The 25,962-nt window shown below is 72.5% G+C and carries 27 protein-coding genes and 1 pseudogene; 19 read left to right on the top strand and 9 right to left on the bottom strand.

Translation table 11 applies throughout. The features are described 5' to 3' along the window. The first annotated feature begins 112 nt into the window (after window positions 1–112). The 4 genes from AB0R04_RS34930 (at window position 113) to AB0R04_RS34915 (ending at window position 1,998) form a co-directional block, all read left to right on the top strand. Window positions 113–973: a helix-turn-helix transcriptional regulator gene (locus AB0R04_RS34930; protein ID WP_363377668.1), complete on the top strand. Its 861-nt coding sequence runs from the start codon at window positions 113–115 to the stop codon at window positions 971–973. Next, window positions 936–1,136, top strand: coding sequence for a DUF397 domain-containing protein (locus tag AB0R04_RS34925; RefSeq protein WP_363377666.1), 201 nt, complete (start codon window positions 936–938; stop codon window positions 1,134–1,136). The genes AB0R04_RS34930 and AB0R04_RS34925 overlap by 38 nt, the downstream gene beginning before the upstream one ends. Before the next feature lie 73 nt (window positions 1,137–1,209). After that, entirely contained in the window at window positions 1,210–1,755 is a 546-nt protein-coding gene (locus AB0R04_RS34920) for a GNAT family N-acetyltransferase (protein ID WP_363377664.1), read from the top strand. Between the two features lie 39 nt (window positions 1,756–1,794). Then, complete coding sequence (locus AB0R04_RS34915) at window positions 1,795–1,998, top strand: DUF397 domain-containing protein (protein WP_363377662.1); 204 nt, start codon at window positions 1,795–1,797, stop codon at window positions 1,996–1,998. A gap of 168 nt (window positions 1,999–2,166) precedes the next feature. Here AB0R04_RS34915 and AB0R04_RS34910 read toward each other — a convergent pair whose 3' ends face one another. Then, on the bottom strand, window positions 2,167–2,589 hold the full coding sequence (locus AB0R04_RS34910; protein WP_363377660.1) for a hypothetical protein: 423 nt from the start codon (window positions 2,587–2,589) through the stop codon (window positions 2,167–2,169). 318 nt (window positions 2,590–2,907) lie between these two features. Between AB0R04_RS34910 and AB0R04_RS34905 the strand changes: the two genes are divergently transcribed. Genes AB0R04_RS34905 through AB0R04_RS34895 form a run of 3 tightly spaced genes read left to right on the top strand, consistent with a single transcriptional unit; the run spans window position 2,908 to window position 4,911 of the window. After that, window positions 2,908–3,486 (top strand): PadR family transcriptional regulator, encoded by a 579-nt coding sequence (locus AB0R04_RS34905; protein ID WP_363377658.1) that lies wholly within the window; start codon window positions 2,908–2,910, stop codon window positions 3,484–3,486. Then, on the top strand, window positions 3,483–4,373 hold the full coding sequence (locus AB0R04_RS34900) for an NAD(P)H-binding protein (RefSeq protein ID WP_363377656.1): 891 nt from the start codon (window positions 3,483–3,485) through the stop codon (window positions 4,371–4,373). Before AB0R04_RS34905 ends, AB0R04_RS34900 begins: the two co-directional genes overlap by 4 nt. Then, window positions 4,366–4,911: a cupin domain-containing protein gene (locus tag AB0R04_RS34895; protein WP_363377654.1), complete on the top strand. Its 546-nt coding sequence runs from the start codon at window positions 4,366–4,368 to the stop codon at window positions 4,909–4,911. The genes AB0R04_RS34900 and AB0R04_RS34895 overlap by 8 nt, the downstream gene beginning before the upstream one ends. A 23-nt stretch (window positions 4,912–4,934) precedes the next feature. Here AB0R04_RS34895 and AB0R04_RS34890 read toward each other — a convergent pair whose 3' ends face one another. Beyond that, entirely contained in the window at window positions 4,935–5,822 is an 888-nt protein-coding gene (locus tag AB0R04_RS34890; protein WP_363377652.1) for a fructosamine kinase family protein, read from the bottom strand. Window positions 5,823–6,016: 194 nt separating this feature from the next. Between AB0R04_RS34890 and AB0R04_RS34885 the strand changes: the two genes are divergently transcribed. Continuing rightward, window positions 6,017–6,631, top strand: a complete 615-nt coding sequence (locus AB0R04_RS34885) for a hypothetical protein (protein WP_363377650.1) — start codon at window positions 6,017–6,019, stop codon at window positions 6,629–6,631. Window positions 6,632–6,843: 212 nt separating this feature from the next. Here the strand turns inward: AB0R04_RS34885 and AB0R04_RS34880 are convergent, their stop codons facing one another. The 4 genes from AB0R04_RS34880 to AB0R04_RS34865 form a co-directional block, all read right to left on the bottom strand. Continuing rightward, a complete protein-coding gene (locus AB0R04_RS34880; protein WP_363377649.1) occupies window positions 6,844–7,725 on the bottom strand; it encodes a hypothetical protein in 882 nt (293 codons plus the stop codon). 609 nt (window positions 7,726–8,334) lie between these two features. Beyond that, complete coding sequence (locus AB0R04_RS34875) at window positions 8,335–9,315, bottom strand: hypothetical protein (RefSeq protein ID WP_363377647.1); 981 nt, start codon at window positions 9,313–9,315, stop codon at window positions 8,335–8,337. Window positions 9,316–9,982: 667 nt separating this feature from the next. Beyond that, window positions 9,983–11,692, bottom strand: coding sequence for an FAD-dependent monooxygenase (locus AB0R04_RS34870; RefSeq protein WP_363377646.1), 1,710 nt, complete (start codon window positions 11,690–11,692; stop codon window positions 9,983–9,985). Beyond that, a complete protein-coding gene (locus AB0R04_RS34865) occupies window positions 11,685–12,272 on the bottom strand; it encodes a PadR family transcriptional regulator (RefSeq protein WP_363377645.1) in 588 nt (195 codons plus the stop codon). The genes AB0R04_RS34870 and AB0R04_RS34865 overlap by 8 nt, the downstream gene beginning before the upstream one ends. 188 nt (window positions 12,273–12,460) lie before the next feature. Here AB0R04_RS34865 and AB0R04_RS34860 point away from each other — a divergent pair, with 188 nt between their 5' ends. From AB0R04_RS34860 to tpx, 7 genes and pseudogenes are all read left to right on the top strand, one after another. Beyond that, entirely contained in the window at window positions 12,461–13,006 is a 546-nt protein-coding gene (locus tag AB0R04_RS34860; protein ID WP_363377698.1) for a hypothetical protein, read from the top strand. A gap of 11 nt (window positions 13,007–13,017) precedes the next feature. Next, a pseudogene (locus AB0R04_RS34855) lies at window positions 13,018–13,227 on the top strand (SAM-dependent methyltransferase); the annotation flags it as partial. A 306-nt stretch (window positions 13,228–13,533) separates the two neighbouring features. Next, window positions 13,534–13,923, top strand: coding sequence for a type VII secretion target (locus AB0R04_RS34850; protein WP_363377642.1), 390 nt, complete (start codon window positions 13,534–13,536; stop codon window positions 13,921–13,923). Continuing rightward, complete coding sequence (locus tag AB0R04_RS34845; protein ID WP_363377641.1) at window positions 13,923–15,650, top strand: alpha/beta hydrolase; 1,728 nt, start codon at window positions 13,923–13,925, stop codon at window positions 15,648–15,650. Before AB0R04_RS34850 ends, AB0R04_RS34845 begins: the two co-directional genes overlap by 1 nt. Next, the gene (locus AB0R04_RS34840; RefSeq protein ID WP_363377639.1) at window positions 15,647–16,261 is read left to right on the top strand and encodes a hypothetical protein; all 615 of its coding nucleotides are present in this window, start codon (window positions 15,647–15,649) and stop codon (window positions 16,259–16,261) included. Before AB0R04_RS34845 ends, AB0R04_RS34840 begins: the two co-directional genes overlap by 4 nt. Window positions 16,262–16,272: 11 nt before the next feature. After that, on the top strand, window positions 16,273–16,755 hold the full coding sequence (locus AB0R04_RS34835) for a hypothetical protein (RefSeq protein ID WP_363377637.1): 483 nt from the start codon (window positions 16,273–16,275) through the stop codon (window positions 16,753–16,755). A gap of 207 nt (window positions 16,756–16,962) precedes the next feature. Beyond that, window positions 16,963–17,463 carry a thiol peroxidase gene (gene tpx, locus AB0R04_RS34830; RefSeq protein ID WP_063350790.1) on the top strand — a complete coding sequence of 167 codons (501 nt, stop codon included), beginning with the start codon at window positions 16,963–16,965 and terminating at the stop codon, window positions 17,461–17,463. A gap of 141 nt (window positions 17,464–17,604) precedes the next feature. Here the strand turns inward: tpx and AB0R04_RS34825 are convergent, their stop codons facing one another. The 3 genes from AB0R04_RS34825 to AB0R04_RS34815 are packed head-to-tail and all read right to left on the bottom strand — an operon-like array spanning window position 17,605 to window position 19,618. Beyond that, window positions 17,605–18,360, bottom strand: a complete 756-nt coding sequence (locus AB0R04_RS34825) for an SDR family NAD(P)-dependent oxidoreductase (RefSeq protein WP_363377635.1) — start codon at window positions 18,358–18,360, stop codon at window positions 17,605–17,607. Further along, window positions 18,357–19,340 carry a beta-ketoacyl-ACP synthase 3 gene (locus tag AB0R04_RS34820; RefSeq protein ID WP_363377633.1) on the bottom strand — a complete coding sequence of 328 codons (984 nt, stop codon included), beginning with the start codon at window positions 19,338–19,340 and terminating at the stop codon, window positions 18,357–18,359. Before AB0R04_RS34820 ends, AB0R04_RS34825 begins: the two co-directional genes overlap by 4 nt. A gap of 17 nt (window positions 19,341–19,357) precedes the next feature. Continuing rightward, window positions 19,358–19,618: a hypothetical protein gene (locus tag AB0R04_RS34815; RefSeq protein ID WP_063350787.1), complete on the bottom strand. Its 261-nt coding sequence runs from the start codon at window positions 19,616–19,618 to the stop codon at window positions 19,358–19,360. A 773-nt stretch (window positions 19,619–20,391) separates the two neighbouring features. Between AB0R04_RS34815 and AB0R04_RS34810 the strand changes: the two genes are divergently transcribed. The 4 genes from AB0R04_RS34810 to AB0R04_RS34795 form a co-directional block, all read left to right on the top strand. Then, window positions 20,392–21,279: a class I SAM-dependent methyltransferase gene (locus AB0R04_RS34810; protein ID WP_063350786.1), complete on the top strand. Its 888-nt coding sequence runs from the start codon at window positions 20,392–20,394 to the stop codon at window positions 21,277–21,279. 17 nt (window positions 21,280–21,296) lie between these two features. Continuing rightward, window positions 21,297–22,856, top strand: coding sequence for an NAD(P)/FAD-dependent oxidoreductase (locus AB0R04_RS34805; protein WP_363377630.1), 1,560 nt, complete (start codon window positions 21,297–21,299; stop codon window positions 22,854–22,856). Between the two features lie 338 nt (window positions 22,857–23,194). Further along, window positions 23,195–24,682, top strand: coding sequence for an FAD-binding protein (locus AB0R04_RS34800; RefSeq protein WP_363377629.1), 1,488 nt, complete (start codon window positions 23,195–23,197; stop codon window positions 24,680–24,682). An 809-nt stretch (window positions 24,683–25,491) separates the two neighbouring features. Continuing rightward, window positions 25,492–25,962: SRPBCC family protein (locus tag AB0R04_RS34795; RefSeq protein ID WP_363377627.1), on the top strand; the 471-nt coding region annotated here is incomplete at its 3' end.

Genomic DNA, 25,962 nt, shown 5'->3' with positions numbered 1-25,962 from the left:
CTTGATCGCTGCGCACCATTCTCACTGTGCGTGCATCAAGCATCGCTCTGAGCAGCTATCCTGGGAAGGGTGACCCTGTGTCACGCTGCGATTGGGCACATGGAGGCTGAGCATGGGGTTCCAACCAAACGAGCTGGATCCTGGGCGGTCGGCGCGAGACCAGTTCGGCTGGGAGATGCGTGCCCATCGTGAGCGAGCGGGCATGTCGCTCGACCAACTCGCCAAGATCGTCAATATCTCGAAGGGCCATCTCGGGCGGGTCGAACGCGCCGAATCGATGCCACCGCCGGACCTGCCCGGCATGCTGGACGCGGCGTTCGGCACCGACGGCCGATTCGACCGCATCTACCAGTTGGCCAAGAACGAGAAGTTCCCTGGCAAGTACCGGCAGGCGATCCATCTGGAAGGTCAGGCTGCCGTCATCGAGGAGTTCGCCTCTGCGACCATCCCCGGCCTGTTGCAAATTCCTTCTTTCGCCCGACACTCGCTACGTGCAGGCCAACAGCACGCTACCGAGCAAGAGATCGACGCATTGCTCGCCGCACGACTCGAACGTCAGAAGCGGCTGGATTCCACGACGCCGCCGCGATGTTGGTTCATCCTGGACGAGGCGACGCTCCGGCGACCAGTCGGCGGCCTCCATGTGATGTGCGAGCAACTCACCGCCCTGGCAGACGAAAAGCGCTCCTTCATCACGATCCAGGTCCTGCCCTTCGCCGCCGGCGAACACCCTGAGATGGGCGGTTCCCTCATGCTGTACACCCTCCCGGCGGGCGGTGTGATCGCTTGGGCAGAAGGTGCAAAGAACGGTGAGGTCATCGACGAAATGCCCAAGGTCGCCGAGCGGCGTGAGTCCTACGATCTACTGAGGGCCCAGGCCCTGTCGCCCCGGGACTCCCGGGCGATGATCAGACGCATTCTGAAGGAGTACGGCCGTGCGAACAGAGACGCAGGAAGAATGGCGCAAGAGTAGCCACAGCAACAATGACGGCGGTGTCTGCGTCGAGGTCGACGACGCACACCCGGGCCGCGTCCGGGACTCCAAGGACCCCGACGGCCCCCGGCTGGCCTTCTCCCCTGATGCCTGGCAGTCCTTCGTGACAGCCGTGCGCGACGGCGCGTTCGGCCAGATCTGACAGCTGGCAAACCCGGGACCCTGCCACCGCGGCAGGGACCCGGGCATTTCGCGGACTCCCCGAGGACGGCGGCATGACCGGCATCGAACTGCGCCACCACCACGAACTCACCGACGCGGTCCGCCATGAACTGGCCGCCCTGTACGCCGATGTGCGCGCCCCGCTGCTGCACCTGCCCAACTACGCCCTGCCCACCTTCACCGAACGCCTGCAACGCCACGGCGTGGAGCCCGGCTTCGAGGCCGTCATCGGCTACACCGGCACCGTGCCCGTCGGCTACGCCTACGGCAACACCGTCGAGGCGGCCGACCGCTGGTGGACCCGCATGGCCCGCCCGATGCCCCACCGCCTCACCGCCACACCGGTGTTCGCCCTCAAGGAGCTGGGCGTGCGCACCCCGTGGCGCGGCACCGGCGTCGCCCGCCGCATCCACGACGCACTCCTCGCCGCCCGGCCCGAGGAGCGGGCCACGCTCATGGTCAACCCCGCCGCCGGGGACGGCAAGGTGCACGCGCTGTACAGGGCGTGGGGCTACGAGGACGTCAACGAGGTCCGCCCCCACCCGGACGCGCCGCCGCTGATCGCGATGCTGTACCGAAAGCCAACCCCCGTGGCGTAGCGTCTCGTTCACAACACCCTGCGGCCAAGGGAGACAACCGTGCACGCGAACGACCAGACACGGTGGCGCAAGAGCAGCTACAGCGCACAGGCTAGCGAGTGCGTCGAGGCGGGGAACATCGTCACTGACGGCATGGCCGTCCGCGACTCCAAGGACCCCGACGGGCCCGTACTGGTCTTCCCGGCCGACGCCTGGACCGCCTTCCTCACCGGAATCAAGGCCGGCGACTTCCCCACCGCCTGACCCCCAGCCGCCCCCGCCACCGCCTGCGACGTACCGTGAGCGACAAGGACCCGTCCCAGCGGATCCACCAGGCCTCTGAGTGGGAGCCGAACAGGACCCAGCAGAGCGACGGGCTGCAGCAAACCGCTGTTCCGCACAGGAAGTCGGACCGGCCGACTTCCCGCGCTTTCAGTCCGCCTTCGCCGCCCTGCGGCCCTTGGGGACCCTGGGGCGGCGGCCGGCCGCAACCGGTAGCCCTCCCGCCTCCTCGGGGGTGCGGGGCACCGCTTCCCCGCCGTGCTCGCCGATGGCGGCGGTCAGGCTCCGGCGGCAATTCTCGGCCTGCGCCCGGGACTTGAAACCGAGCAGGAGGCTGCGCGGCTGCGGCCCGCCGACCTCGACGCTCAGCTGGTAGCTAGGCGTCCCGCGCACCCACCACACCGCCTCGACCAGCAGGATCACCACGCCGAACAGAACGGCGAGCACGAGGAAGACCGGAAAGCCGTCGGAATAGGCCGCGCCGCCGTCCGGCGGAAGGCCGTGGACAGGTCCGTACAGCCGCAGCACCACGGGGATGCCGTCCGGCCCGACGACCCGCCCCGCCGGCCCCATCGGTGTACCGAGCCCGCGAGCTCCGACCCGACCAGCCCGCCCGACCCGCACCACGGTGGCCACGACCTCCCTGCGCAGGTGTTGGAGACGGCCGGAACGGCCAATTCTGTTGTACCGGCGGCCCCTTGCGGGGAGCAACGGGGCCGCAGGAACGATTCGCCCCGGGTCGCGCCCGCCCCCGGCAACGGACGCGACAGCGTGAGAAGTCGGACCGGCCGACTTCCCACGCCGCACCCGCACCCGCACCCGCACCCGCACCCGCACCCGCACCCCATAATCGCGTTTGACTATGACCTGTAGTCGTGTTCGACTAACACTGTGAGCACTTCGCGACTCTTCGCACTCGGCGCGCTGGCCCGGGGCGGCCCGATGCACGGCTACCAGATCCGCCAGGCGGCCCAGCTCGACCGCACCGAGCTGTGGACCGACGTCAAGCCCGGATCGCTCTACAGCGTCCTGCACCGGATGGCCGACGACGGCCTGGTCGAGGTGGTGCGCAACGAGAAGGTCGGCAACCCGCCCGAGCGGACCGTCTACGCGATCACCGACCAGGGCCGCCGGGAGCTCGCCGCCCTGCGCGACGCCGCCCTGCGCAAGGTGCGCCTGCTGCCCGACCCGGTCGACCTGGCCCTGCAGTACACCGCGGACCTCACGGACGAGGACCTCGCCGGGGCCGTCGCCGCGCGCCGGCAGGCCGTGGCCGACCAAGTGGCCCTGTTCGAGGAGCAGTTCGAGGCCGCCCGGCCCGACCTGACCGGCCTCGAACCGTGGATCTTCGAGCACTGCCTCGCCCGCCTGAAGGCCGACCTGGCCTGGCACGACGACCTGCTCGACACCCTGACCAAGAACACCCTGCCGAAGAACAGCCTGACGAAGGACACCCGGAGGACCCCGTGATACTCGTGACCGGCGCGACCGGCACCGTCGGCCGCGCCCTCGTCGGCCACCTGGCCGCCCTCGGCGCCCCCGTGCGCGCCGCCACCCGCCGCCCCGAGCGGGCCCGCCTGCCAGGCGGCGTGGACGTCGTCGGCGCCGACCTCGGCGAGCCGGACAGCCTGGCCGCCGCCCTGCGGGGCGTGCGCAAGGTGTTCCTGCTCTCCGACGGCCCCGACATCCCGCGCCACGACGCCAACCTCGCCGCCGCGGCCGCCCGCGCCGGCGCCGAGGCCGTCGTCAAGCTGTCCTCCGGCCGGGCCGCCGACCCGGACGCGGACGACCCCGTCGCCCGCTGGCACCGCGCGGGCGAACAGGCCGTCCAGGACAGCGGCCTGGCATGGACGTTCCTGCGCCCGATGGGCTTCATGTCCAACACCCTCGCCTGGGCCGGACCGATCCGCGCGACCCGCACCGTCCGGGCCCCGTTCGCCGCCGGCCGGGTCTCCGTCATCGACCCCGCCGACATCGCCGCGGCCGCCGCCCACGCCCTGACCCAGCCCGGACACGACGGCCGGGCCCACCTGCTGACCGGCCCCCAGGCCCTCACCCCCGGCGAGATGACCACGACACTCGCCGAAGTCCTGGGCACCCCACTGGACTTCACCGAGATCCCGCCCCCCGCCGCCCGCCAGGCACTCCTGGACCACGGCCTGCGCCCGGAGACCGCCGACGCGGTCATGGCGCTGCGCGCCGCCTCGCTCGAACCGTTCGCCGCGACCGTCACGCCCGCGGTCCAGCAGCTCACCGGCCGCGCGGCGACACCGTTCCGGGCCTGGGCCGAACGCCACCGCGAGGAGTTCACCGGGGAGTTCACCGAGGACCCCGGCGAGGGGCCCGGCCGTGGCTGACACCCACCGCGCGGAACCCGGACGGCAGCCCGGCGGGCAGCCCGGCCGTGGCGGCGTCCACCGCGAACCCGTCGCCCTGGCCCCCGGACACGGCGGGCGCCGCCACGTGCCGGGCAGCCCGTACGTCGTCAAACTCGCGGGCGCCCAGAGCGGCGGATCGATCGCCGTCCTGGAGTCCACCTTCGAACCCGGCCAGGGCGCGCCCCTGCACCTGCACCGCGGCCACGACGAGACGTTCTACGTCGTCAGCGGCGCGTTCCGCCTGCGGTGCGACGAGCACACCACCGAGGCGGGCCCCGGCGCCTTCCTGCACGTCCCGCGCACCCACCCGCACTCCTTCACCGCGATCGGCGACACCCCCGCCACGATCCTGGTGACGCTGACCCCGGCCGGCTTCGAGGAGTTCTTCGTCGAGGCCGCCGCCCTCGCCGCCGACGGCCGCCCGGACCGCCGGACGATGCAGACCCTCCTGGCCCGCTACGACCAGGAACTGGTCCCCGACGCACCGCAGGACCACCACAGACGAAAAGGCCGCTGAGGACGGCGCAGCGGGCGGCCGCGCTACCGGTAGGTGCGCAGCACGTCGAGGAGGTCGCCGGTGTGGCCGTCGCGCGCGCCGAAGTGGGCGGCGCAGCTGAGCTGTTCGCGCAGGTGGAGCAGCCGCATGCGGTCCTGCCAGCCGTCGGTGAGGGGGTGGTGTTCGCGGTAGGCGTCGAAGAAGCGGGCGGGGACGCCGCCGGTGCAGAACATCATGCTCAGGTCCGTCTCCGCCCATGTCCAGCACACCGCCGGGTCGATGAACGCCGGTGCCGCGTCCGGGCGGGCGAGGATGTTGGCGTGCCACAGGTCGCCGTGGGTGAGGACGGGCGGTGCGGCGGGGAGGAGTTGGGGCAGCCGGTCGCAGACGCGTTCCAGGTCGGCGCGCCCCCGGGGTCCGAGCGCCTGGCGTGCCAGGGGCTCGTCGAGGTAGCGCAGCAGGCGGTGGCGGGCGAAGAACTCGTGTCCGTCCTGGGTCCAGGGGTTGCACTGTGCCAGGCGGCCGAGCCAGCCGTCCTCGGCCCAGCCGAAGCGCTGTCCGGTGGTGGTGTGCAGGCCGGCCAGCGCGTGTGCGGCGCGTTCCCAGAAGCCGGTGTCGTGCGCGGGCGGCTGTTCGAGGGCTTCCAGGACCAGGCCGTCCGGGTGCAGGGCCAGCGCCCGCGGGGTCGGCAGGGCGCCGTGGGTGCGCAGGGATTGCAGGCCCTGGGCCTCTTTCGCGTACGTGTCGGGGGCCAGTGCCGGGGTGGATTTCACCACCACGCGTCCGCCGTCGGCCAGGGTGACCAGCCAGACGGTGTTCGCGGCGCCGCCGGCCAGGCGCACCGCGTGCGCCGGCGGGCCGGGGAGCAGGTGGGCCGGCACGCCGGCGGGGGCGCCGGGCGTCTCGTCGGGGTCCCTCGCAGGATCGTTCATGGCGGGCCCCCTTCCCGCGTCCGGTGGTGTCGACTCCGGCGGGGCCGTGTGGTCGTGCGGCGCCGCCGCCGGGCAGGTGACGGTGCGGCAGGCGGCCGCGCGTCCGGGCGCCCGGGGGCACGGCCTGCGTGTCAGGGTGCGAACCACTGGGCTGGGGCGGCCTGTTGCCCTGCTAGCGCCGACGGAGGCATCGCATGACCGACGCAGTCCGTGACGAGAGGGAGCCGGCCGCTACGAAGGCGGGTGCGGTGGTGCGGCGCAGCGTCCTGAGGGCCGCCGGGATCGGTGCCGCGGCGGTGGGGCTGGGGGCGGCCCTTCCCGGGGGCCCTGCGGCGGCCGTGGGCCGGCGGGCGGGTGCCCCGCCCGCCGGCAGCGCCAACCTGTACTACACCGCGCGCCAGGTCGCCCTGGTCCCCGGCGGCAGCGCCGCCAGTGTCCCGTTCGAGTTCTACAACGGCGCCGCCACCCTGCCGGGCGGCACCGCCGACCCGGCGGTGTTCACCTTCTCGACACCGTTCTACACACGCGTCCCCGCCGCCGGGCGGCCGCACGGGCTCACCGCGCTCTACGAGAATGACGACCCCGCCGTCCCCTCCGTCTACCAGCTCGCGGTCCCGCGCAGCCTGGGCGCGTCCGGGCGCGGCACCCCCGCCACGATCGGCATCCCGTTCGCGGTCCAGAGCGGCGCCCCCCGGGAGCTGACCCAGGCGTCCGCCATGATCGTCCCGACCGGGACCGACACCCAGGGGGACTACTCCACCGCCCACCACCGCTTCGGCGTCCTGTCCGTGGCCGACGTCGGGGTGTGACCCGATGGGGCCGGGGGGGGCGTCCGCGCCGGCTGCGCAGCGGCGCAGGGGCCGCCCGCACCGCTGCGTCCTCAGCCTGCCCGGCGGCGGCCGGGGCCCGGCGGTCGGGATCCGGCGGCGTGCCGGTCGGGGCGGGGCGGGATCCTCGGCGCATTCCACTTCGCCTTCGACCGCGCTCCCCGCCGGGGCCGTTCCCGGGCGCGGCAGGGGTGCTACCAGGTGATCAGGACGTAGCCGGGGCCGCCCCGGCTGCCGGTCCGGCCGGCGTTGCCGTCAGCCCCGGCACTGCCCGACTGCGCGCCCGGGTTGGGGTCCTGGGCACCACCCGTTCCTCCCTGGCCTCCCGCACCGCCGGCACCGCCGCCCCCTCCGCTCCCTCCGACGCCGGTCCCGGCGGGCGGGGTGAGGGCGACCACCGCAGGCGCGGCCCCGGCGGGGCCCGTCCCGCCGGGGCCGCCCGAACCGCCGCTCTCGCCCTCACCGGGGTTGCCCACCCTGCCCTGACCGCCGGTGACACCGCCGCCGCCCGCGGCGCCGGGCTGACCCGCGGTCCCGGGATTGCCGGCCAGCGCCCTGCCCGTTCCGAAACAGAGCTCCAAGTCGTCGGCGAGCGCCGCCGCACCACCCGCGCCCCCCGCGCCGGGGCCGCCGGACGTGCCGCCCGCGCCGCCGGCACCGCCCGCATTGCCGGCCTTGCCGTTCTCCCCGCCCCGCCCGGCACCGCCGCCGGGGCCCCGGCCCCCGCCGCCGCCGTTGCCACCGCCGTTCGCGATGACCACCTCGCCGAGCCCCTCGGCCTCGGTGTACGTCGTGTAGGGGTCGGTGCGTCCATCGCCGCCGCCCCTGCCGGCGCCCCCGGCCTGGCCGCTGGTGAAGGTGCTGCCGGCCGCGCCGCCGCGACCACCCGACCCACCGCCGCCGGCGGCGATCTGGTTGGGACTGGGGTTGGCCGCGTAGACGCTGAACCTCTGGCCCGCGGCGACGGCGAGCGTGCACTGCGTGTAGGCGCCGCTGCCCCCGCTGCCGCCCGCGCCGCCACCGCCGCCACCCGCACCACCGCCGCCACCACCGCCCGCGACGGGGTCGGCGACCACGGGCGGGAAGCTTCCGCCGCCACCCCCGCCTCCCGCGCCGCCGCCACCGCCACCGCCCGACCCGTTACCGCCAGGGCCCCAGGCGGCAATGGTCATCTCGCTCACCCCGTCGGGAACCACGAACCTGGTGACCACGCCCACGGGGAAGCCCTGCTGACCGTGGGGTGCCGCGGCGGGCGCGCCGGGCGCCGCCGCCATGGCCGGACTGCACGGCAGCACCGCCACGACAGCCGCGACAACAGCGATCCTGCGACTCAGAGAAGTCGAACAACCACGAAAAGTATGCATACGCCCCATGCTCCACACGCCCGCCCCCCACCGCCACACCAGCCGGGCCGTCCAGGCAGCCCCGAGGGGCAGGCCCCGCGACACCGGCCCCCGGGGGCCGCGACAAGACACCCGTGCGATCCACCGGCACGGGCGCTGCGGGAACGGCCCCGGTAAAGGCCGCGACCGTCCGGGCGGCGAATCGACGCCCGGCGCGCCTTCCCCGGCGCCGCGCTCGACGGCGGGTCCGGCCAGGCACGGCAACCGGCCCACCCCACCCCGGCCCCGGGCACGGTGGCAGGGGCCGGGACACTCCCCCAGCCCCGGGGAGGGCAGGGGGTGCTACCAGGTGATCAGGACGTAGCCGGGGCCGCCCCGGCCGCCGGTCTGGCCGGCGTTGCCGCCGGTGCCGGAACTGCCCGGCTGCGCGCCCGGGTTGGGGTCCGGGGCGCCGCCGTCCCCTCCCCGGCCTCCGCCGTCGCCGGCACCGCCGCCCCCTCCGGCTCCTCCGACACCGGTCCCGGGGGGCGGGGTGAGGGCGACCACCGCAGGTACGCCCCCGGCGGGGCCCGTCCCGCCGGCGCCGCCCGAACCGCCTCTCCCGCCCGCACCGGCGTCACCGGCCGTGCCCTGGCCGCCGGTGACACCGCCCAGGCCCGCGGCGCCCGGCTGACCCGCGGCCCCTCGGTTGCCGGCCAGGACCACGGCCGTTCCGGAACAGAACTGCACGTCGTCGGCCGGGGCCCCCGCGCCGCCCCCGCCCCCGGCGCTGCTGGCGCCGGAAGCACCGCCCGCGCCGCCGGCACCGCCCGAATTGCCGATCTTGCCGTTCTCCCCGCCCCGCCCGGCACCGCCGCCGGGGCCCCGGCCCCCGCCGAGCGCGTTGCCGCCGCCGTATGCGGTGACCAGGTCCTCGGGCCCCTCGACCTGGGTCAGCGTCGTGGCGCCGCCGGGGTCCCGGCCGTCGCCGCCGCCCGCTCCGGCGCTGCCGGGCCGGCCGCTGGAGAAGGTGCTGCCGGCCGCACCTCCGCCACCACCCGCCCCGCCACCACCGCCCGCGACCGGACCGCGACTGGGGCCGGACACGGAGACTCTGAACGTCTGGCCCGCGGTGACGGCCAGCGTGCACTGCGTGTAGCCGCCACTGCCCCCGCTGCCGCCACCACTGCCACCACTGCCGCCCGCACCACCGCCTCCACCGCCTCCACCGACGGGCTGGGAGACCGCGGGCGGGAAGCTGCCGCCGCCGCCCCCTCCTCCCGCGCCGCCGCCACCGCCACCGCCCGCCCCGTTACCGCCGGGGCCCCACGCGTAGACGGTCATCTCACTCACCCCGGCCGGGACCGTGAACCTGGTGGGAAGGCCCGCCGGAAAGCCCTGCTCACCGTGCGGCACCGCAGCGGGCGCGACGGGCGCGGCGGGCGCCGCCGCCATGGCCAGGCTGCACGGCAGTACCGCCACGGCGGCCGCGGCGACAGCGATCCTGCGACTCAGGGGAGTCGAACAGCCACGAAAAGTATGCATACGCCCCATGCTCCACACGCCCGCCCCCACCGCCACACCGGCGGGCCGTCCAAGCGGCCCCGCCGGGCAGGCCCCGCGACACGGGCCCCGCAGCGGACGGCGGCGACGGGTGGCCGGGTCCGCGTCGGCGGGGGTGACGCGGCGGTGCCGGACGGCCCGCGGCGGTCTTCGCAGCGGTCGCGGCCGGACGGCCCCGGGCTCGCGGTGGCCGCACCCGATCCGCCCGCGGTCCCCGGCCGGGCGGACCGGGTCCTCGCCGGGGGCACCGGCGCGGGCGGCCAGGGAGAGCGGGCGGGCGGGACGGGCCTCGCGGCACAGCGAACCCCTGTGCCGCGGACGCCTGTGCCGCGGACGCCTGTGCCGCGGACGCCGCCAACGCCTCGCACACCACCGCCGGTTCACCCACCGCCACACCGGCAGCACACGGCCGGAGCGCCGGAGCGCCCGGACCCCGCGCGGCGCCGCACTACGGGAGGCCGGACACCCCCGGCCCCGGCCCCTGCGCCGGGGGCCCGAACCACAGGTGCAGGGCCGCGCGCAGCTGTTCGGCGGCGGCCGGGGGCGGTGCGGTGGGCGGTGCGGTCCAGGCGGCGTGGCCGTCCGGGCGCACCAGCACCGCGGACGTGTCGGGCAGGGCGCCGGGCCGCACCGTCGCCGCGCTCACCCGGTCCGCCCAGGGGGCGGCCGCCGCGCGCAGCGCCTCGGCCGCGGTGGTGTCCTCCAGGAGCAGGGCGCCGGCGCCGGTGCGGGCCAGCAGCGGTATCAGGGCGCCGTGTTGGAGGGTGCCGTCTTGCACAGTGCCGTGCTGCAGGGTGCCGTGCTGCAGGGTGCCGTGTTGGAGGGGGATGTCCGGGACCATCGCGCCCTCCCAGGGGTGGCCGCTGCCGTGGGGGGCCGGGTAGCGGGTGGCGATGCCGGTGATCTCCTCGGCCAGGGGGCCGGCCGTCTCCTTGGCCTGCGCGAGTTCGGCGAGCAGGTCGCGCACCGGCGCGAGTTCCTCGTCGTCGCCGGCGAGCAGCGCCTGGGCGCGGGTGTTGCGCAGCAGTCTGGCGCCGGCCGCGTGCCGTTCGCTGTGGTAGGTGTCCAGGAGGGTTTGGGGGGCTTGTCCGCGGGCGACGAGGGCGAGTTTCCAGCCGAGGTTCATCGCGTCGTCGATGGCGGCGTTGACGCCGATGGCGCCGGCGGGCGGGTGGATGTGGGCGGCGTCCCCGGCCAGCAGCACCCGGCCCTGGCGCAGCCGTTCGGCCAGGCGGGCGGCGTCGCCGAAGCGGGTCAGCCAGTGGGCGCGGGCGATCGGGACGCGGCGTCCCAGGGCGTGGTCCAGTGCCTGCTGGAAGCGGGGCAGGGTGAGTGGTTCGTGCCGGTCCCGGGGCGGGTGGGGGTCGGCGGTGAGCAGGCGGAGGTAGCCGGGTCTGGGGATGGCGAACACGGTGCCGCCCGGGCCGGTGCTCACGCCGAAGGGGATCTGCCGGGGGTCGGTCAGGACCACGTCCGCGAGCAGGGTGAAGCGGCGGGCGGGGGTGCCGGGGAAGGCGATGGCGGCGAGTTCGCGCACGGTGCTGCGGCCGCCGTCGCAGCCGGCCAGCCAGCCGGCGCGCAGCAGTGCGGGGCCGCTGGGGGTGTCGGTGTGGGCGTGGACGCCGTCGTCGCCTTGGTGCAGTGCGGTCAGGCGGTGGCCGCGCAGGATGCGTACGCCCAGGTGGCGGGCGTGTTCGGTGAGGATCTCCTCCACCCTGGTCTGGGCGACGCCCAGGACGTAGGGGTGGCGGGTGCGCATGGCGGCGAGGTCGAGGCGGGCCTGTGCGGTGAACGCGGTGGTCGCCACGGTGGGGCCTTCGGCGAGGAGGCGCTCGGCCAGGCCGCGGCGTTCCAGCAGTTCCAGGCTGCGGGCGTTGAGGTTGAAGCCGCGGCAGAAGCCGGGCGGGGACGGGTCGCGTTCCAGGAGCACGGTGCGCACGCGGGCCAGGGCCAGTTCGCAGGCCAGCATCAGGCCGGCGGGGCCGGCGCCGACGACCAGGACGTCCACGTCGCCGGCCACGGCGGCGGCTGCGGCGGCCCCGGCGGCGGGTAAGCGCTGTCCGGTACGGGCCGGCGCGGGGGCGGACGTGGCGCCGGCGGTGGGCGCGGGTGCGGGTGCGGGTGCGGGTGCGGGTGCGGGTGCGGGGGTGTCAGGCATCGGGGGCGGCCTCCGGCCAGGCCAGGGTGCCCTGTTCGATCTCCTCTGCGGTGCGCAGCACCCATTGGCGTTCGGCGTGCAGCATGGCGTGGGCGTACTCGGCCTCGATGACGAACAGTCGGGGGGCGTGGTGTTCACGGGTGGCGCTGTGGTGGGCCTGTTCGCTCTCGGTGATGCGGGTCTGCAGGGCGGCGGCCCGTTCGCGCAGGGCCTGGGCGGCGCGGTGTGGTCCCAGGGCGCCCAGGTAGCTGACGGCGGACAGGAATCTCGGGTATTCGCGGGAGGGTTCGCGGATGAGTTCGTCCAGCCACTGGGTGAAGTACTGCCGGCCCTGGGGGGTGTGGCGGTAGACGGTGCGGGCGGGGCGCGCGCCGACCCGTTCGGTGTCGGTGGCCTCGATCCAGCCGTCGCGGGCCAGGGCGCGCACCGTGTCGTAGAGCGAACCGGTGGTCAGTTTGAAGACCTGGTCGAGGTGGCGCTCGCGCAGGGTGGTGGCCATGGCGTGGGGGTGCAGGGGCTGTTCGAGGAGCAGGCCGAGCAGGGCGAGGGCCAGGGGGTTGGCGGGTCGTTTGGCGGTCATGGCACTCCGTGGTCGCACGCGGGGCCCGGGGCTGGGGTCCCGGGCCGGTGACACTCGGATCGTACTACTCGGATCCGAGTATATGGAGGGGGTTTCCCGGGCTGCCCGCCGCCGGGCCGTGCCGCACCGGCCGTGCGGTGCGGGGGAGTTCGGGCCCGGCTGCGGACGTGGCGCTGCCGGGTGCGATCATGGCGGGCGTGGCTTTTGACGACGCACGACCCCGGGCCGGCCTGGTCCATGAGCGCTGGCGTGCCCGCGAGGCGCCCGACGGGGACTTCATCATGTTCGGCGACGGGTCGCTGTCGGTGATGCGGCTCATGCGGTTCTCCCCCGCCGACCGGCTCCACGACCCGCGGGCCCAGCAGTGGAGTTGGTGGGAACTGCTGCGGGCCACCGCGTGGACCCCCACCGACTGGACGGACGTCGACACGACGTTCGCCACCAGCACCCACGCCGGCAGCCGCGCCCTCGCGGGCGAGGCGTCCCAGCACGGCAGCATCGGCTGGGTCGCGCTGACCCGCGACGACGACGAGAACACCCTGGAGTGGCTCGCGATCTCCTGCTCCTCCAACCCGTTCGCCGACGTCACCCTGGACGACACCGCGGTGACCGCCACCAGCACCCTGGGACGGATCTGGACCTTCCCCCGCGACGCCCCGCAGCAGGTGCGGATCACCGAGGACCCCGACTACCCCTGGCACTGCCCGGCCGGGCCGGCGGACCCCGCCCCCTGAGCCGCCCGGCCGGGCCGGCCCCGGTGGCCTTCCGGCGGACCTGCGTGTTCGCCGCCGACGGGCAGCAGCTCACCTCCACCTCCACCCTGCGCTTTCGCCAACGCGACGAGGTGGAGGCGGACTTGGCCGCACACGGCTTCATCCTGCGCGAGGTCCGCGACGCCCCCGACCGGCCGGGCCGCGAACTCGTCTTCATCGCCGCCCGACCACCGCAGCCGTAGACCCGCGCCACCGCCCGGCCGCGCCGACCCGGGCCCGGGTGACGGGGCGCCACCGCCGGGACGCGGGCACCGAAAGCCCGCCGCCAGGCCGTCACCGGGCCGGCGCCGGTGGGCTGATCTGCTATTTTCGCCATGCTTCGAAGCGAACCGTACAAGCGTGCGGTTTCGCATGCCCGCACGGGACCCCGGCCGCGAGCCCGGCCGCGGCCCCGGGTGCGGGCCCCGGGTGCGGGCCCCGGGTGCGGGCCCCGGGTGCGGGTGCGGGGCGGGCACAGCAGTCGGTCGACCAGCGGGGGGACGGGATCCATGAACGCGTACGCGGGCTCCGACGGGCCGGGCCTGTACGGGCCCTACGGTCCGCCGGCGGGCGGGCCGCTGTTCGGGGTGAACCCGGCGGACCTGGACGCGGCGGCGAAGGTCGCCAAGGACACCGGTGAGGCGATGCCGGGCGAGCTCAAGCACATCCACGAGCCCTCCGACACGGCGGTCGCGGCGCTGTCGGGCTGGCGCACCGGGGCGTCGCTGCACGCCTGCACGGCGGCGTGGGAGGAGTGCCTGAACAAGCTGGCCTCGGAGGTGGACGGGGTGAGCCTGAAGCTGGGCCAGACCGCGGGCAACTACCGCGGCACCGACACGGGCAACGCCGGCGCCCTCAAGCTGCCCGGCGCCGGGCCCTACGCGCCGGCGGTGAACTGATGGTCACCCTCGCCCAGCTGCGCGACGCGGACCTGTCCGCCCTGGCCGGCGCCGCCGGCGCCTACGACACCCTGGCCGGCGCGTTCGGCAAGCACGTCCAGGCGATGAACACCGAGGTCACCAAGCACGTCTTCAACAGCCAGTGGGTCGGCACCGCGGCCGGCGCCGCCAACGCCTCGCTGCAGCGCACCAGCGGGCGCCTGGACGCCGCGCACACCGAGATGTCCGCGGTGTCGGGGCTGCTGCGCGAGGCCTCGGAGAGCTTCCAGCTGGCGCAGTCCAAGCTGAAGGAGGCCCTCCAGGAGGCGCAGGGCGCGGGGCTGACGGTCGCCGAGGACGGCACGGTCAGCTGGCCGGCGCCCTCGCAGGCCGAACGCCACGACCCCGGCTACGACACGCCGCAGCGGGCCAGGGCGCTGGCGGATCGCATCTCCCACGCCGTCACCGAGGCCGACGGCGCCGACCAGAAGATCGCCAAGCTGCTGGACGACCTGACGGTGCGGGCCCGCACCGGCACCGGCCTGGACCTGGCGCAGGCCGGCGCCGACCGCAAGGCCGTCGACGAGCTCGGCACCGGCCTGATGGCGGCCGGCTGGCCGCCCGCCGGCGCCGCCCCCACCGAGGTCAACTCCTGGTGGAAGGGCCTGACCCCGGACGGGCAGCAGCGCCTGCTCCAGGCCCACCCCGACCTGCTGGGCATGCGCGACGGCATCCCCGCCACCGCCCGCGACCAGGCCAACCGCCTCAACCTGGCGCACCTGATCGACACCTACGAGCACAAGCCGAACCCGTCGGACGACGAGAAGCAGAAACTGGAGGGCTTCCGCGCGATCCGGGACAAGCTGAACGTGCAGAACGGCCGGCAGCCGCCCGCGTTCCTGCTGGGCGTCGGCGAACAGGGCCAGGGCCGCGGCATCCTGTCCTTCGGCAACCCCGACACCGCGAAGAACGTCAGCGCCTACGTGCCGGGCCTGGGCACCAAGCTGTCCTCCGTCGGCGGCAAGGACGCCGACCGGGCCCTGAACGTGTGGAACGCCGCCCACATCGCCGACTCCGGTGCCGAGGTCGCCTCCATGATCTGGCTCGGCTACGACCCGCCGCCCGGACTGGAGAAGGTCCTCGACGGGGACCCCCGGCCCCTGGAGGTGATGGGCACCGACCGCGCCGCCAAGGGCGGCGCCGCCTACGACACGTTCATGGCCGGACTGCGCGCCACCCACGAGGGAGCGCCCGCGCACCTGGTCGCCCTCGCCCACAGCTACGGCTCCACCACGGTGGGCCTGGGCGCGCAGCTGCCCGGCGGCACCGGCGCCGACGACATCATCCTGGTCGGCTCCCCCGGCACCGGCGCCGACAAGGCCTCCCAACTGCACATCGACCCCCACCACGTGTGGGTCGGCGACGCCGAGAACGACCCGGTCAGCCACCTGCCGGCCAAGGGCCGGGTCGCCACCGACGTGGTCCTGGGCCCCGTCCTTGGCCCCGTCGCCGACGACCTCTACGAGACGTTCGCCCCCGACAACCAGCTCTGGTTCGGCCAGGACCCGGCCAGCAAGGACTTCGGCGCCAACCGGTTCGCGGTCCCCGACGGCAAGTCCCTGTCCCTGGACTCCCACTCCAACTACATGAACAGCTCCTCCGACACCGCGACCGCGGAGTCGATCAACAACATCGGCCAGATCGTGGCCGGCAGGTACGACGCCGTGACACGGCAGGAAGGCCGATGAGCATGGCAACCCCGACCGCACGACGGCTCGGCCTCACGGCCGCCACGCTGGCACTCGCCCTGACGGCCTGCGGGCACACGGGCGCGGGCGTGGGCGTGGGCGACGAGCACCCGGCACCCCAGTCCCTCACCACACCCGAACAGGCCGTCCAGAAACTCGACGCGCTCCTGGACGAGGCGCTCTCCGGCATCCAGCCGCCGCTGCGCCACCGCGACGGCTGGCCGCGCTCCACCGAACAGAGCACAGGCGTCGACGACCACTCCAAGGGCTACGCCACCGCCACCCGCGACCGCTACATCACGACCAAGGTCTCCAAGGCCAAGTACACCGCCCTGATGGACATGGCCGAACGCGACTGGAAGGCCAAGGGGTACAAGATCACCTCGGTCAACCCCAACCAGCCGGCCCTGTTCGCCGCCACCGGGGACGGATCCTCCATCGCGATGCTGTTCGGCGCCGCCGGCAACATCACCCTCCAGGCCTCGGGCGGCGGCCACATCCCCGTCATCCGCGACCGCGACCCGTTCGGCACCCCCACCCCCGAACCGACCCTGCCGGGCGGCAACCCCGACGTCATCCCCACGGACGACGACCCGTTCTGGTCACACTGAGAGCCGCCCCCATGACCCCCGAACAGGCCGTCCACGCCCTCGACGCGCTCCTCGACGAGGCGATGTCCGCCATCCGCCCCCCGCTGCGCCACCGGGACGGCTGGCCGCGCTCCACCGAGCAGACCACCGGCGGCCTCCAGGACCGCTCCCTGGGCTACGCCACCGCCACCCGCGAGCGGCACGTCACCACCAGGGTCGCCCCCGCCAGGTACGGGGCGCTGCTGGGCGTCACCGAACGCGGTTGGCAGGCCCGCGGCTACCGGATCACCGCCGTCAACCCCCGCCAGCCCGCCATGTTCGCCACCACGCCCGCCGGATACGGCGTCGCCGTGCTGTTCGGCGCCGCCGGGAACATCACCTTCCAGGCCACCGTCGGCCCCATCCCCGTCATCCGCGACCGCGACCCCTTCGGCACCTACGTGCCCGAACCGACCCTGCCCAACGGCAACCTGGACGTCCTGCCCCGCCACGACGACCCGTTCTGGTCCGCCTGACCGCCAGACGCACCGCCAGACCCTCCGCCAGACCCGCCGGCAGGCGCACCGGTAGACCCGCTGGCAGACGCACCGGCGGGCACACCGGCGCGGGCACCCGCAGGCCCTCCCGTGTCCGAGAGGTGGCCACCCGGCGTCCGGGGCCGGGGGCGCGCAGTAGGATCGGCGGCGTTGTCACCACATTCCACCGCTGGTAGGAGGCTTTTCATGGCTCAGGTCACGCTGAAGGGGAACCCGGTCCAGGTCGGCGGCGCGCTGCCCCAGGCCGGCAGCCAGGCCCCGGCGTTCACGCTGGTCGGCGAGGGGCTCGCCGACACCTCGCTGCAGGACTTCGCCGGCAAGCGCAAGGTCCTCAACATCTTCCCCAGCATCGACACCCCCACCTGCGCCACCTCGGTGCGCACCTTCAACGCCAAGGCCGGCTCGCTGGCCAACACCGTGGTGCTGTGCATCTCCGCCGACCTGCCGTTCGCGCAGGCCCGTTTCTGCGGCGCCGAGGGCCTGGACAGCGTCCGGACCCTGTCCACCCTGCGCGGACGCGACTTCCACGAGAACTACGGCGTGGCCCTGGCCGACGGCCCGCTGGCGGGGCTGACCGCCCGCGCCGTCGTCGTCCTGGACGAGAACGACACCGTCCTGCACACCGAGCTGGTCGCGGAGATCGCCGACGAGCCGAACTACGAGGCCGCGCTCGCCGTCCTCGCCTAGCCGTCCTGGCCCAGGCCCCGCCACGGGACCCCGGCCCCGCCGGCCCCGGCCGGCCTGTCCGTGCACGCCGCCCGGCCCGCCCCTCAGGTCTTCACCAAGGGGGGCGGGCCGGGAAGGGGAGCGGGCGGGGCCGGGGGCGGGTCAGGTGATGGAGGCTCCCGAGTCGATGCTGATGACCTGTCCGGTCATGCAGTCCTGGTCGAGGAAGAGCCCGATGGAACGGGCGACCTCCTGCGGGGTGACGAACCGCGGCACCGGCACCTTCTCCCGCATCCCGGCGATCACGTGCTCGGGCAGGGTGTCCGTCATCCCCGTGATCATGAACCCGGGCGACAGCGCGTTCACCGTCACCCCCCGGCGCCCGCACTCCGCCGCCAGCGTGCGGGTCAGCCCGATCAGCCCCGCCTTGGACGCCGCGTAGGCGGTCTGCCCGGCGGTGGCGATCAGCGCGGACGGGGAGACGATGTTGACCACCCTGCCCCAGCGGGCCCGCAGCATCGCCGGCACGCACACCCGCGCGGTGTGGAAGGAACCGACCAGGTTCGTGTCGATCACCTGCCGCCACTCGACCGGGTTCTGCATGGCCATCAGCGCGTCCTTGCGCACCGCCCCGTTGTTGACGAGCACGTCCACCGGGCCCAGCGCCTCGGTGATCCGCTCGTACATCGCGGTGACCTGCGCGTAGTCCGCGACGTCGCCGGTGACCAGGACGTGGTCGCCGGCGAGCTTGCCCGCCACCTCCTCGGCGGCCTGGCGGGCGCTGTTGTAGTGCACCGCGACCCGGCACCCGGCCGCGTCCAGCGCCAGCGCCAGCTCCCGGCCCAGCCCTCCCGAGGCGCCGGTGACCAGCGCCACCGGGGAGGCGGGCCGCTGCCCGAAGGCGCCCTTGCCGCTCACCGCGCCCCTCCCCACGTCAGCAGGACCGAACCCCACGTCATCCCGGCGCCGAACCCGGCCAGCAGCACCGTGTCGCCGTCCTGGATGCGCCCGGCGTCCAGCGCCTCCGCCAGCGCGATGGGGATCGACGCCGAAGCGGTGTTGCCGTACCGGTCGAGATTCGCCACCAGACGGTCCGCGGGAATCCCGGTATGGGCGAGCACCGAGTTGATGATCCGGATGTTCGCCTGGTGCGGCACCACGTGGTCCACGTCCGCCGGCGTCAGCTTCGCCTGCTCCAGCGTCTCGCGGATCGTGCGCACCGTGTAGCGCACCGCGTTCAGGTAGATCTCGTTGCCGTTGATCTGAGCGTAGTGCAGCCCACGTCGCACCGTCTCCTCGGTGGTGGGCATCCGCGAGCCCCCCGCCAGGACCTTCAGGCTGTCCTTGCACGAGCCGTCCGCGCCCAGGTTCCACGCCAGGACCCGCTCCACCGGGCCGGGCTGCAGGACCACCGCACCGGCCCCGTCACCCACCAGGATCGACAGGTCCCGGTCCGCCGGGTTCGCGGTCAGCGTGTGGGTGTCCGAACCGATCACCAGGATCGGGCGCGGGTCCATGTGCAGCAGACCCACCGCCGTCACCAGCGCGTACACGAACCCCGCGCACTCGGAGTTCACGTCGTGCGCGCTGCCCGCGATCTTCAGCGCGTCGTGGACGAACGCCGACGTCGCCGGCGAGGGCTGCTCCGGCGTCGCCGTCGCCACGATCAGGTGCGCGATGTCCGCACCCGACAGCCCCGCCCGCTCCAGCGCCCGGCGCCCGGCTTCCACCGCCATCGACGCGGTGCTCTGCCCCGCCCCGACCGCCCGCCGTTCCCGGATCCCGCACCTGGAGACGATCCAGTGCTCGTCCACACCGAAACGCTCCGCCAGCTCCACGCTGGTCACCACGCGCTCGGGGACAAAGATCCCCCACCCGGTGATGTCGAAGCCGCTCATCGAGCAGTGCCCCGCGCTCAGACGCCGGCCTGGCCCACGAGCGCCAGGATCCGCTCGTGCACCACCCGCAGCGTCGTCGTGTCGTCGATGTCCGCGAACAGCGACTCGTCCGCCGGAATGTGCGGGTACTGGTTCTGGAACCCGTACAGCCACTCCATCAGATCCAGCGAGTCCACGTCCGCGATGTGCTGCAGCGCCGCGTCCGCGTCGATCTCCTGCGCCCCGGACACCGCCTGCAACTGCGCGGCCAGGTCCTCGATGGTGGGGATGTCGGACATGAGTGATCGTTCCTTCCTGGACGCCCCGGAACGGGCGCCAACACGTGATGAGGCAGAACAGACCCGGACACCCCGGGAGGACCACGGACACCGCCACCGCGCCCCCCGCCGCCCACAGGCCACGGAACGCACCGCGACGGAACCCGAAAACCCCCCGGGGAAAAACCCGGGAAGGCCGTGGGGGCCGCGTGTCTTGTCGAAACCGCATGAAACCCACCCCCACGCAAACGCCCCGCAACCCCGGCCCTGCGCCCACGCTTGCGCACCGCTTGCGAGACACGCGCTTACCTGACCCGAGACACCGCACCCACACGCACGACACCCACCACCCCGCGGCGCGACGCGGACACCGCACCCGCACCGCGACGCACCGCACAGCGCTGCCGGCCACCGCACCGGGAAGCACCGCACCCGCACCCGCACCGCACCCGCACTGCACCCGCACCGCACCGCACCGAGGCCACCGCACCGCGCCGCAGGCCGCACCCGCCGGGGCGGGAGGGCGACCGTACGCAAGCACGGACACACCCCGACCACCCCGACCCGCACGGCCGTTCACACCGCACGGACCCGGCCGCCCTCACCGGCGCTCCCGTCCGCAGACGACGAGAGCGGCCACCGCCACCGCCACCGCAACGGCCGTCCACGCGAGGAAAGGCACCACCCGCCGCCGCGCACCACAAACACCCGCACCACCGGACACCTACACCACCCGGCCCGGCCGAGCCCGGCCCGGTCCATCCGATCCGCCATCAGAACAGGGGCACACCCGCATGACCACCGCCGAGACCCGCTCCATCAACCCCGACGTCGACGCGATCCGCCACCACTACGAGGTCGGCAACGACCTCTACCGGCTCATCCTGGGCCCCACCATGATGTACTCCGGCGGCTACTGGGAGGACGGCGAGGACCTCGTCGCCACCCTCGACGAGGCCCAGGAACGCAAGCTCGACGTCTTCACCGACCTCGCCCAGGCCGCCGGCAAGGCCAAGGTCCTGGACATCGGCTGCGGCTGGGGCACCATGCTCAACCGCCTCACCACCGTCCACGGCGTCCAGCAGGCCGTCGGCGTCACCCTCTCCCGCACCCAGGCCGACTTCGTCGCCGCCCTCGACAACCCCGCCATCCACGCCCGCGTGGAGAGCTGGGAGGACCACAAGGCCGACGGCGAGCCCTACGACGCCGCGTTCTGCATCAACGCCCTCGAACACTTCGTGCTCTCCTCCCTCACCCCCAAGGAGCGCACCCAGCGCTACCGCGTCTTCTTCAAGCAGGTCCACTCCCTGCTCAAGCCCGGCGCCCGCTTCGTCCTGCACACCATGACCGTCGAGAACCCCCCGCTGCGCCGCCAGCTCCTGGACGACCTCAAGTTCCTCCAGCGCGAGGAGTTCGAGGGCTGCCACATCCCGCGCCTGCCCGAACTCGCCGCCGGCCTCGACGGCCTCTTCGAGGTCACCGAGATCCGCAACGAACCCGAGTCCTTCGCCCGCGCCTGCCGCGCCTGGCTCCAGCTCCTGGCCGCCCGCCGCGACGAAGCCGTCGCCATGGCCGACGAGACCACCGTCCAGCGCTTCGAGCGCTACCTCGACATCTTCGCCTACACCCTCGAAGACCACATCTTCAACAACTTCCGCGTCACCCTCACCCGCCGCGCCTGAAAGGGGACACCCCGGCCATGACCACCACCGCCGAACACCCCGCCCCCTCCGGCGCCGACCAGCCCGAACCCGCCGGCGCCACCACGGAGTCGCCGAACACCGCCGTACGCCACCTCAAAGTCGCCATCATCGGCGCCGGCATCTCCGGCCTGGGCACCGCGATCCGCCTCCTGCAGAGCGGCACCGACGACTTCCTCGTCTTCGAACGCGCCACCGACCTCGGCGGCACCTGGCGCGACAACACCTACCCCGGCTGCGCCTGCGACGTCCAGGCCCACCTCTACTCCTTCTCCTTCGCCCGCAACCCGCGGTGGAAGTCCACCTTCGCCACCCAGGCCGAAGTCCACGCCTACCTCAAGGACACCGCGCAGCGCTTCGGCGTCGAACCCCACCTGCGCTACGGCCACGAACTCCTCGACGCCCACTGGGACGCCGACCACCGCCACTGGCGCATCCACACCACCCACGGCCGCTACACCGCGCAGATCCTGGTCACCGGCACCGGCTACCTCTCCGAGCCCGCCGTCCCCGACCTGCCCGGCCTGGACACCTTCACCGGCACCCTCTTCCACTCCGCCCGCTGGCGCCACGACCACGACCTCACCGGCCGCAACGTCGCCGTCATCGGCACCGGCGCCTCCGCCATCCAGTTCGTCCCCGCCATCCAGAACCAGGTCGCCCGCCTCGACCTCTACCAGCGCACCCCGCCCTGGGTCGCCCACAAACCCGACAAGCCCAACACCCCCCGCCACACCTGGATGCTGCGCCACCTGCCCGGCTACCAGCGCTTCCGCCGCGCCTTCAACAAGAACGGCCGCGAGATCGTCGCGTTCTTCATGTCCCGCCCCACCCGCACCACCGGCATGAAGAACATGGCCGCCGGCCACCTCAAGAAATCCGTCCCCGACCCCGGCCTGCGCCAGCGCCTGACCCCCGACTACACCGTCGGCTGCAAACGCCTCCTGTTCTCCAACACCTGGTACCCCGCCATCCAGCAGCCCAACGTCGACATCGTCTCCGACACCATCACCGACATCGGCCCCACCCACATCACCACCGCCGACGGCACCACCCGCACCGTCGACACCATCATCCTGGCCACCGGCTTCACCGCCACCGACCGCCCCGTCGCCCGCCGCATCCACGGCCGCGACGGAACCACCCTGCGCGACACCTGGCACACCCACGGCATGAAAGCCCACCGCGGCACCACCATCCACGGCTTCCCCAACCTCTTCATGCTCCTGGGCCCCAACACCACCCTGGGCCACTCCTCCCAGACCGTCATGATCGAAGCCCAGATCGCCTACATCGTCGACGCCCTCAAAACCATCGACAAACTCGGCATCACCTCCGTCGAGATCCGCCCCGAAGCCCAGAACGCCTACAACCAGACCCTCACCGACCGCCTGAAGAACACCGTCTGGAACGCCGGCGGCTGCCAGAGCTGGTACACCGACCACCACGGCAACAACCCCTCCATCTGGCCCACCTACACCTACCGCTTCCGCCGCCAGACCCGCCGCTTCGACCTCCTCAACTACCAACGCGCCACCGTCACCCACACCACCCCCTAACCCCCCACACGCACACACCCGGACACACACGGGCACACACGCGGACACACGCAGGGGCACACACGCGGGCACACGCACACAACCACACAGGCACACCCAACACGGCCGGGCGGCACCCGCCCACCCACGGACCCCGCCGCCCGGCCGGCCCACACCCCAGGACACCCCACCCGAACCGCACGCACGCACGACCGACAACCGAACACCTGCACAGGCCCCATCACCTCAAGGGACCCACCCACCCACCCTCACACTAACCACCACCAGGCCGCCAACCGGCCGCCAACCCCGGAACATCACACCATCAGGCACCCCTACCCGGAACAGGAAACCCCCGCATGACCAACCCCAACCCCACCAGGCGCACCATCCTCACCACCACCGCCACCACCGCCCTCATCACCGCCTTCAACACCACCACCCGCACCTGGGCCACCACCAACACCCCCACCACCCACAACCACCTCTCCCCCGTCCCCACCCTCGACGGCACCCTCACCACCGACACCACCACCCTCACCGAATTCAGCCACGACTTCGGCCGCCTCACCACCAACACCCCCCACGCCGTCCTCAAACCCGGCTCCGACCAGGACATCATCAAAATCATCAACTACGCCCGCTGCAACGGCCTCAAAGTCGCCATGAACGGCCGCAGCGGCACCGACAACGACCTCGAATCACACTCCAACTACGGCCAGGCCTCCACCAACGGCGGCATCAGCATCGACGCCCGCACCCTCAACCGCATCCACACCATCACCCCCACCAACGCCACCGTCGACGCCGGCGTCACCTGGGCCCAACTCACCGACGCCACCCTCAACCAAGGCCTCACCCCACCCTGCCTCACCGACTACCTCCACCTCTCCATCGGCGGCACCATCAGCATCGGCGGCATCGGCAACACCGTCCAAAAACACGGCCTCCAAGCCGACACCGTCGAATCCATCGACATCATCACCGGCACCGGCCGCCTCCTCACCGCCACCCCCACCAAAAACCCCGACCTCTTCCACGCCGCCCTCGCCGGCGCCGGACAATTCGGCATCATCATCCGCGCCACCGTCAAACTCATCCCCGCCCCCCAACGCGCCCTCGTCTTCAACCTCTACTACAACAACCTCACCACCTACCTCACCGACCAACAAACCATCCTCAACGACGGCCGCTTCCACACCCAAGTCGGCGAAATCATCCCCCAACCCAACACCACCCCCCTCTACAAAATCGAAACCGCCACCTACTACAACGGCACCACACCCCCCAACCCCACCCCCCTCCTCACCGGACTCAACCCCAACCCCCACCAAACCACCACCACCGACCAGACCTACCGCGAATACACCTACCGCGCCGACACCTGGACCCAAAACCTCAAAAACCTCGGCTACTGGAACCAACCCAAACCCTGGCTCAGCCTCTTCCTCCCCGCCACCCAAGCCGCCAACTTCATCACCTACGCCACCCCCCTCCTCACCCCCCAAACCCTCGGCCAAGGCCTCCTCCTCTTCTACCCCTTCCCCACCAACAAACTCACCCACCCCTACGCCATCACCCCCAACGAACCCACCACCTACCTCTTCGACCTCCTCACCTTCCCCCACCCCAACACCAACCCCACCACCCAACTCACCCACAACCGCACCCTCTACGACCACGCCACCACCCTCGGCGCCAAACGCTACCTCGTCGGCGCCATCCCCCACATGACCCCCACCGACTGGAAAAACCACTACGGCCCCCAATGGACCAACCTCACCAACACCAAACACAAATACGACCCCACCCACACCCTCACCCCCGGCCAAAACATCTTCCCCTAACAACACACGGACACAACCGCAGGCACAAGCAGACACACAGCAAACGCAGACACAGACACAGACACAGACACAGCACGACAAGACACAGCACGGCACCGCACGGCAATAAAACAAACCAGCAAACAAACCCTCAAACAACAAACACAGACCACAGACCACAGACCCGCAAACACCGACACAGACCACAGGCCGCGAGCCGCAGGCACACAAACAGGCACGCAGGCACCGCCATAGGCACACAGGCACCGACAAATAGACACGCAGACACAGAAACACAGAAACACAGAAACGCCGACACACGGGCACACGGGCACACGGGCACACGGGCACACGGGCACACAGGCATCGGCCCGCAGGCGCACACGCGTAGCACCCCCACCGACACAGATCCACAGCAAGCACAGAAACAAGAACACACACGCCGACACAGACCCACAGATAAACCAACAAACAAACCACGGGCGCAGACACAGGCACGCAGGCACAGACGCAGGCCCACAGCAGACATGCACCAATAAAACACGCAGACACAAACGCGGACCACAAACAGCAGACAGCAGCCACGCAACCGAAAACACCAAACAGCAAACGAAAAACGGAAGACACAGACCACAAGCGACAAGCGACAAAAAAGAAATACAGACAAAAATACCAATAAACCAGAAGAACAGAAGACCGGATAAGCGGAAAGATAAGAGACCGGAAGGGCGGAAGACCAAAAACCAGGAAACCAAAGACCAGAAAACAAGAACTCAGGAACTCAGGAACTCAAGGCATCAGGACATCAGGAACGAACAGGAGGGCCCGCCATGCACACCTACGACCTCATCAACGAAGCCATCATCCACGCCCCCACCCAACAAGTCTGGAACCACCTCATCGCCGAACTCAACGGCACCACCACCTGGTGGACCCCCCACAACACCCACCAACCCGGCAACCCCACCCCCGAACACCCCGGCGGCACCACCCACATCACCATCCACCCCAACGGCCACACCAAACCCGGACCCAAAATCCACACCACCGCCACCACCACCCACACCACACCCCCACACACCCTCACCACCACCCACACCGGCCACTTCACCGGCACCACCACCTACACCCTCACCCCCACCCACAACAACCAACACACCAAACTCACCATCACCTTCACCACCACACCCCACGGATGGCCCACCCTCCTCCCCAAACACACCATCCCCAACCAACACACCAAAGCCACCCACAACGCCCTCACCAACCTCAACCACCAACTCACACAAGCCACAAACACC

Origin of the sequence: Kitasatospora sp. NPDC056731, from assembly GCF_040687675.1 — a bacterium.
In the GTDB taxonomy this organism is placed as follows: domain Bacteria; phylum Actinomycetota; class Actinomycetes; order Streptomycetales; family Streptomycetaceae; genus Kitasatospora.
This window is presented reverse-complemented; position numbering and strand designations above follow the sequence as displayed.

Bases quoted from the DNA above. Each gene is read 5' to 3' on its own strand.
- AB0R04_RS34930 (WP_363377668.1), top strand. From the start codon at position 113: ATGGGGTTCCAACCAAACGAGCTGGATCCTGGGCGGTCGGCGCGAGAC.
- AB0R04_RS34920 (WP_363377664.1), top strand. From the start codon at position 1,210: ATGACCGGCATCGAACTGCGCCACCACCACGAACTCACCGACGCGGTC.
- AB0R04_RS34910 (WP_363377660.1), bottom strand. From the start codon at position 2,589: ATGGGGCCGGCGGGGCGGGTCGTCGGGCCGGACGGCATCCCCGTGGTG.
- AB0R04_RS34890 (WP_363377652.1), bottom strand. From the start codon at position 5,822: ATGAACGATCCTGCGAGGGACCCCGACGAGACGCCCGGCGCCCCCGCC.
- AB0R04_RS34885 (WP_363377650.1), top strand. From the start codon at position 6,017: ATGACCGACGCAGTCCGTGACGAGAGGGAGCCGGCCGCTACGAAGGCG.
- AB0R04_RS34875 (WP_363377647.1), bottom strand. From the start codon at position 9,315: ATGACCGTCTACGCGTGGGGCCCCGGCGGTAACGGGGCGGGCGGTGGC.
- AB0R04_RS34870 (WP_363377646.1), bottom strand. From the start codon at position 11,692: ATGCCTGACACCCCCGCACCCGCACCCGCACCCGCACCCGCACCCGCA.
- AB0R04_RS34865 (WP_363377645.1), bottom strand. From the start codon at position 12,272: ATGACCGCCAAACGACCCGCCAACCCCCTGGCCCTCGCCCTGCTCGGC.
- AB0R04_RS34860 (WP_363377698.1), top strand. From the start codon at position 12,461: ATGGCGGGCGTGGCTTTTGACGACGCACGACCCCGGGCCGGCCTGGTC.
- AB0R04_RS34850 (WP_363377642.1), top strand. From the start codon at position 13,534: ATGAACGCGTACGCGGGCTCCGACGGGCCGGGCCTGTACGGGCCCTAC.
- AB0R04_RS34845 (WP_363377641.1), top strand. From the start codon at position 13,923: ATGGTCACCCTCGCCCAGCTGCGCGACGCGGACCTGTCCGCCCTGGCC.
- AB0R04_RS34840 (WP_363377639.1), top strand. From the start codon at position 15,647: ATGAGCATGGCAACCCCGACCGCACGACGGCTCGGCCTCACGGCCGCC.
- AB0R04_RS34835 (WP_363377637.1), top strand. From the start codon at position 16,273: ATGACCCCCGAACAGGCCGTCCACGCCCTCGACGCGCTCCTCGACGAG.
- tpx (WP_063350790.1), top strand. From the start codon at position 16,963: ATGGCTCAGGTCACGCTGAAGGGGAACCCGGTCCAGGTCGGCGGCGCG.
- AB0R04_RS34820 (WP_363377633.1), bottom strand. From the start codon at position 19,340: ATGAGCGGCTTCGACATCACCGGGTGGGGGATCTTTGTCCCCGAGCGC.
- AB0R04_RS34815 (WP_063350787.1), bottom strand. From the start codon at position 19,618: ATGTCCGACATCCCCACCATCGAGGACCTGGCCGCGCAGTTGCAGGCG.
- AB0R04_RS34810 (WP_063350786.1), top strand. From the start codon at position 20,392: ATGACCACCGCCGAGACCCGCTCCATCAACCCCGACGTCGACGCGATC.
- AB0R04_RS34805 (WP_363377630.1), top strand. From the start codon at position 21,297: ATGACCACCACCGCCGAACACCCCGCCCCCTCCGGCGCCGACCAGCCC.
- AB0R04_RS34800 (WP_363377629.1), top strand. From the start codon at position 23,195: ATGACCAACCCCAACCCCACCAGGCGCACCATCCTCACCACCACCGCC.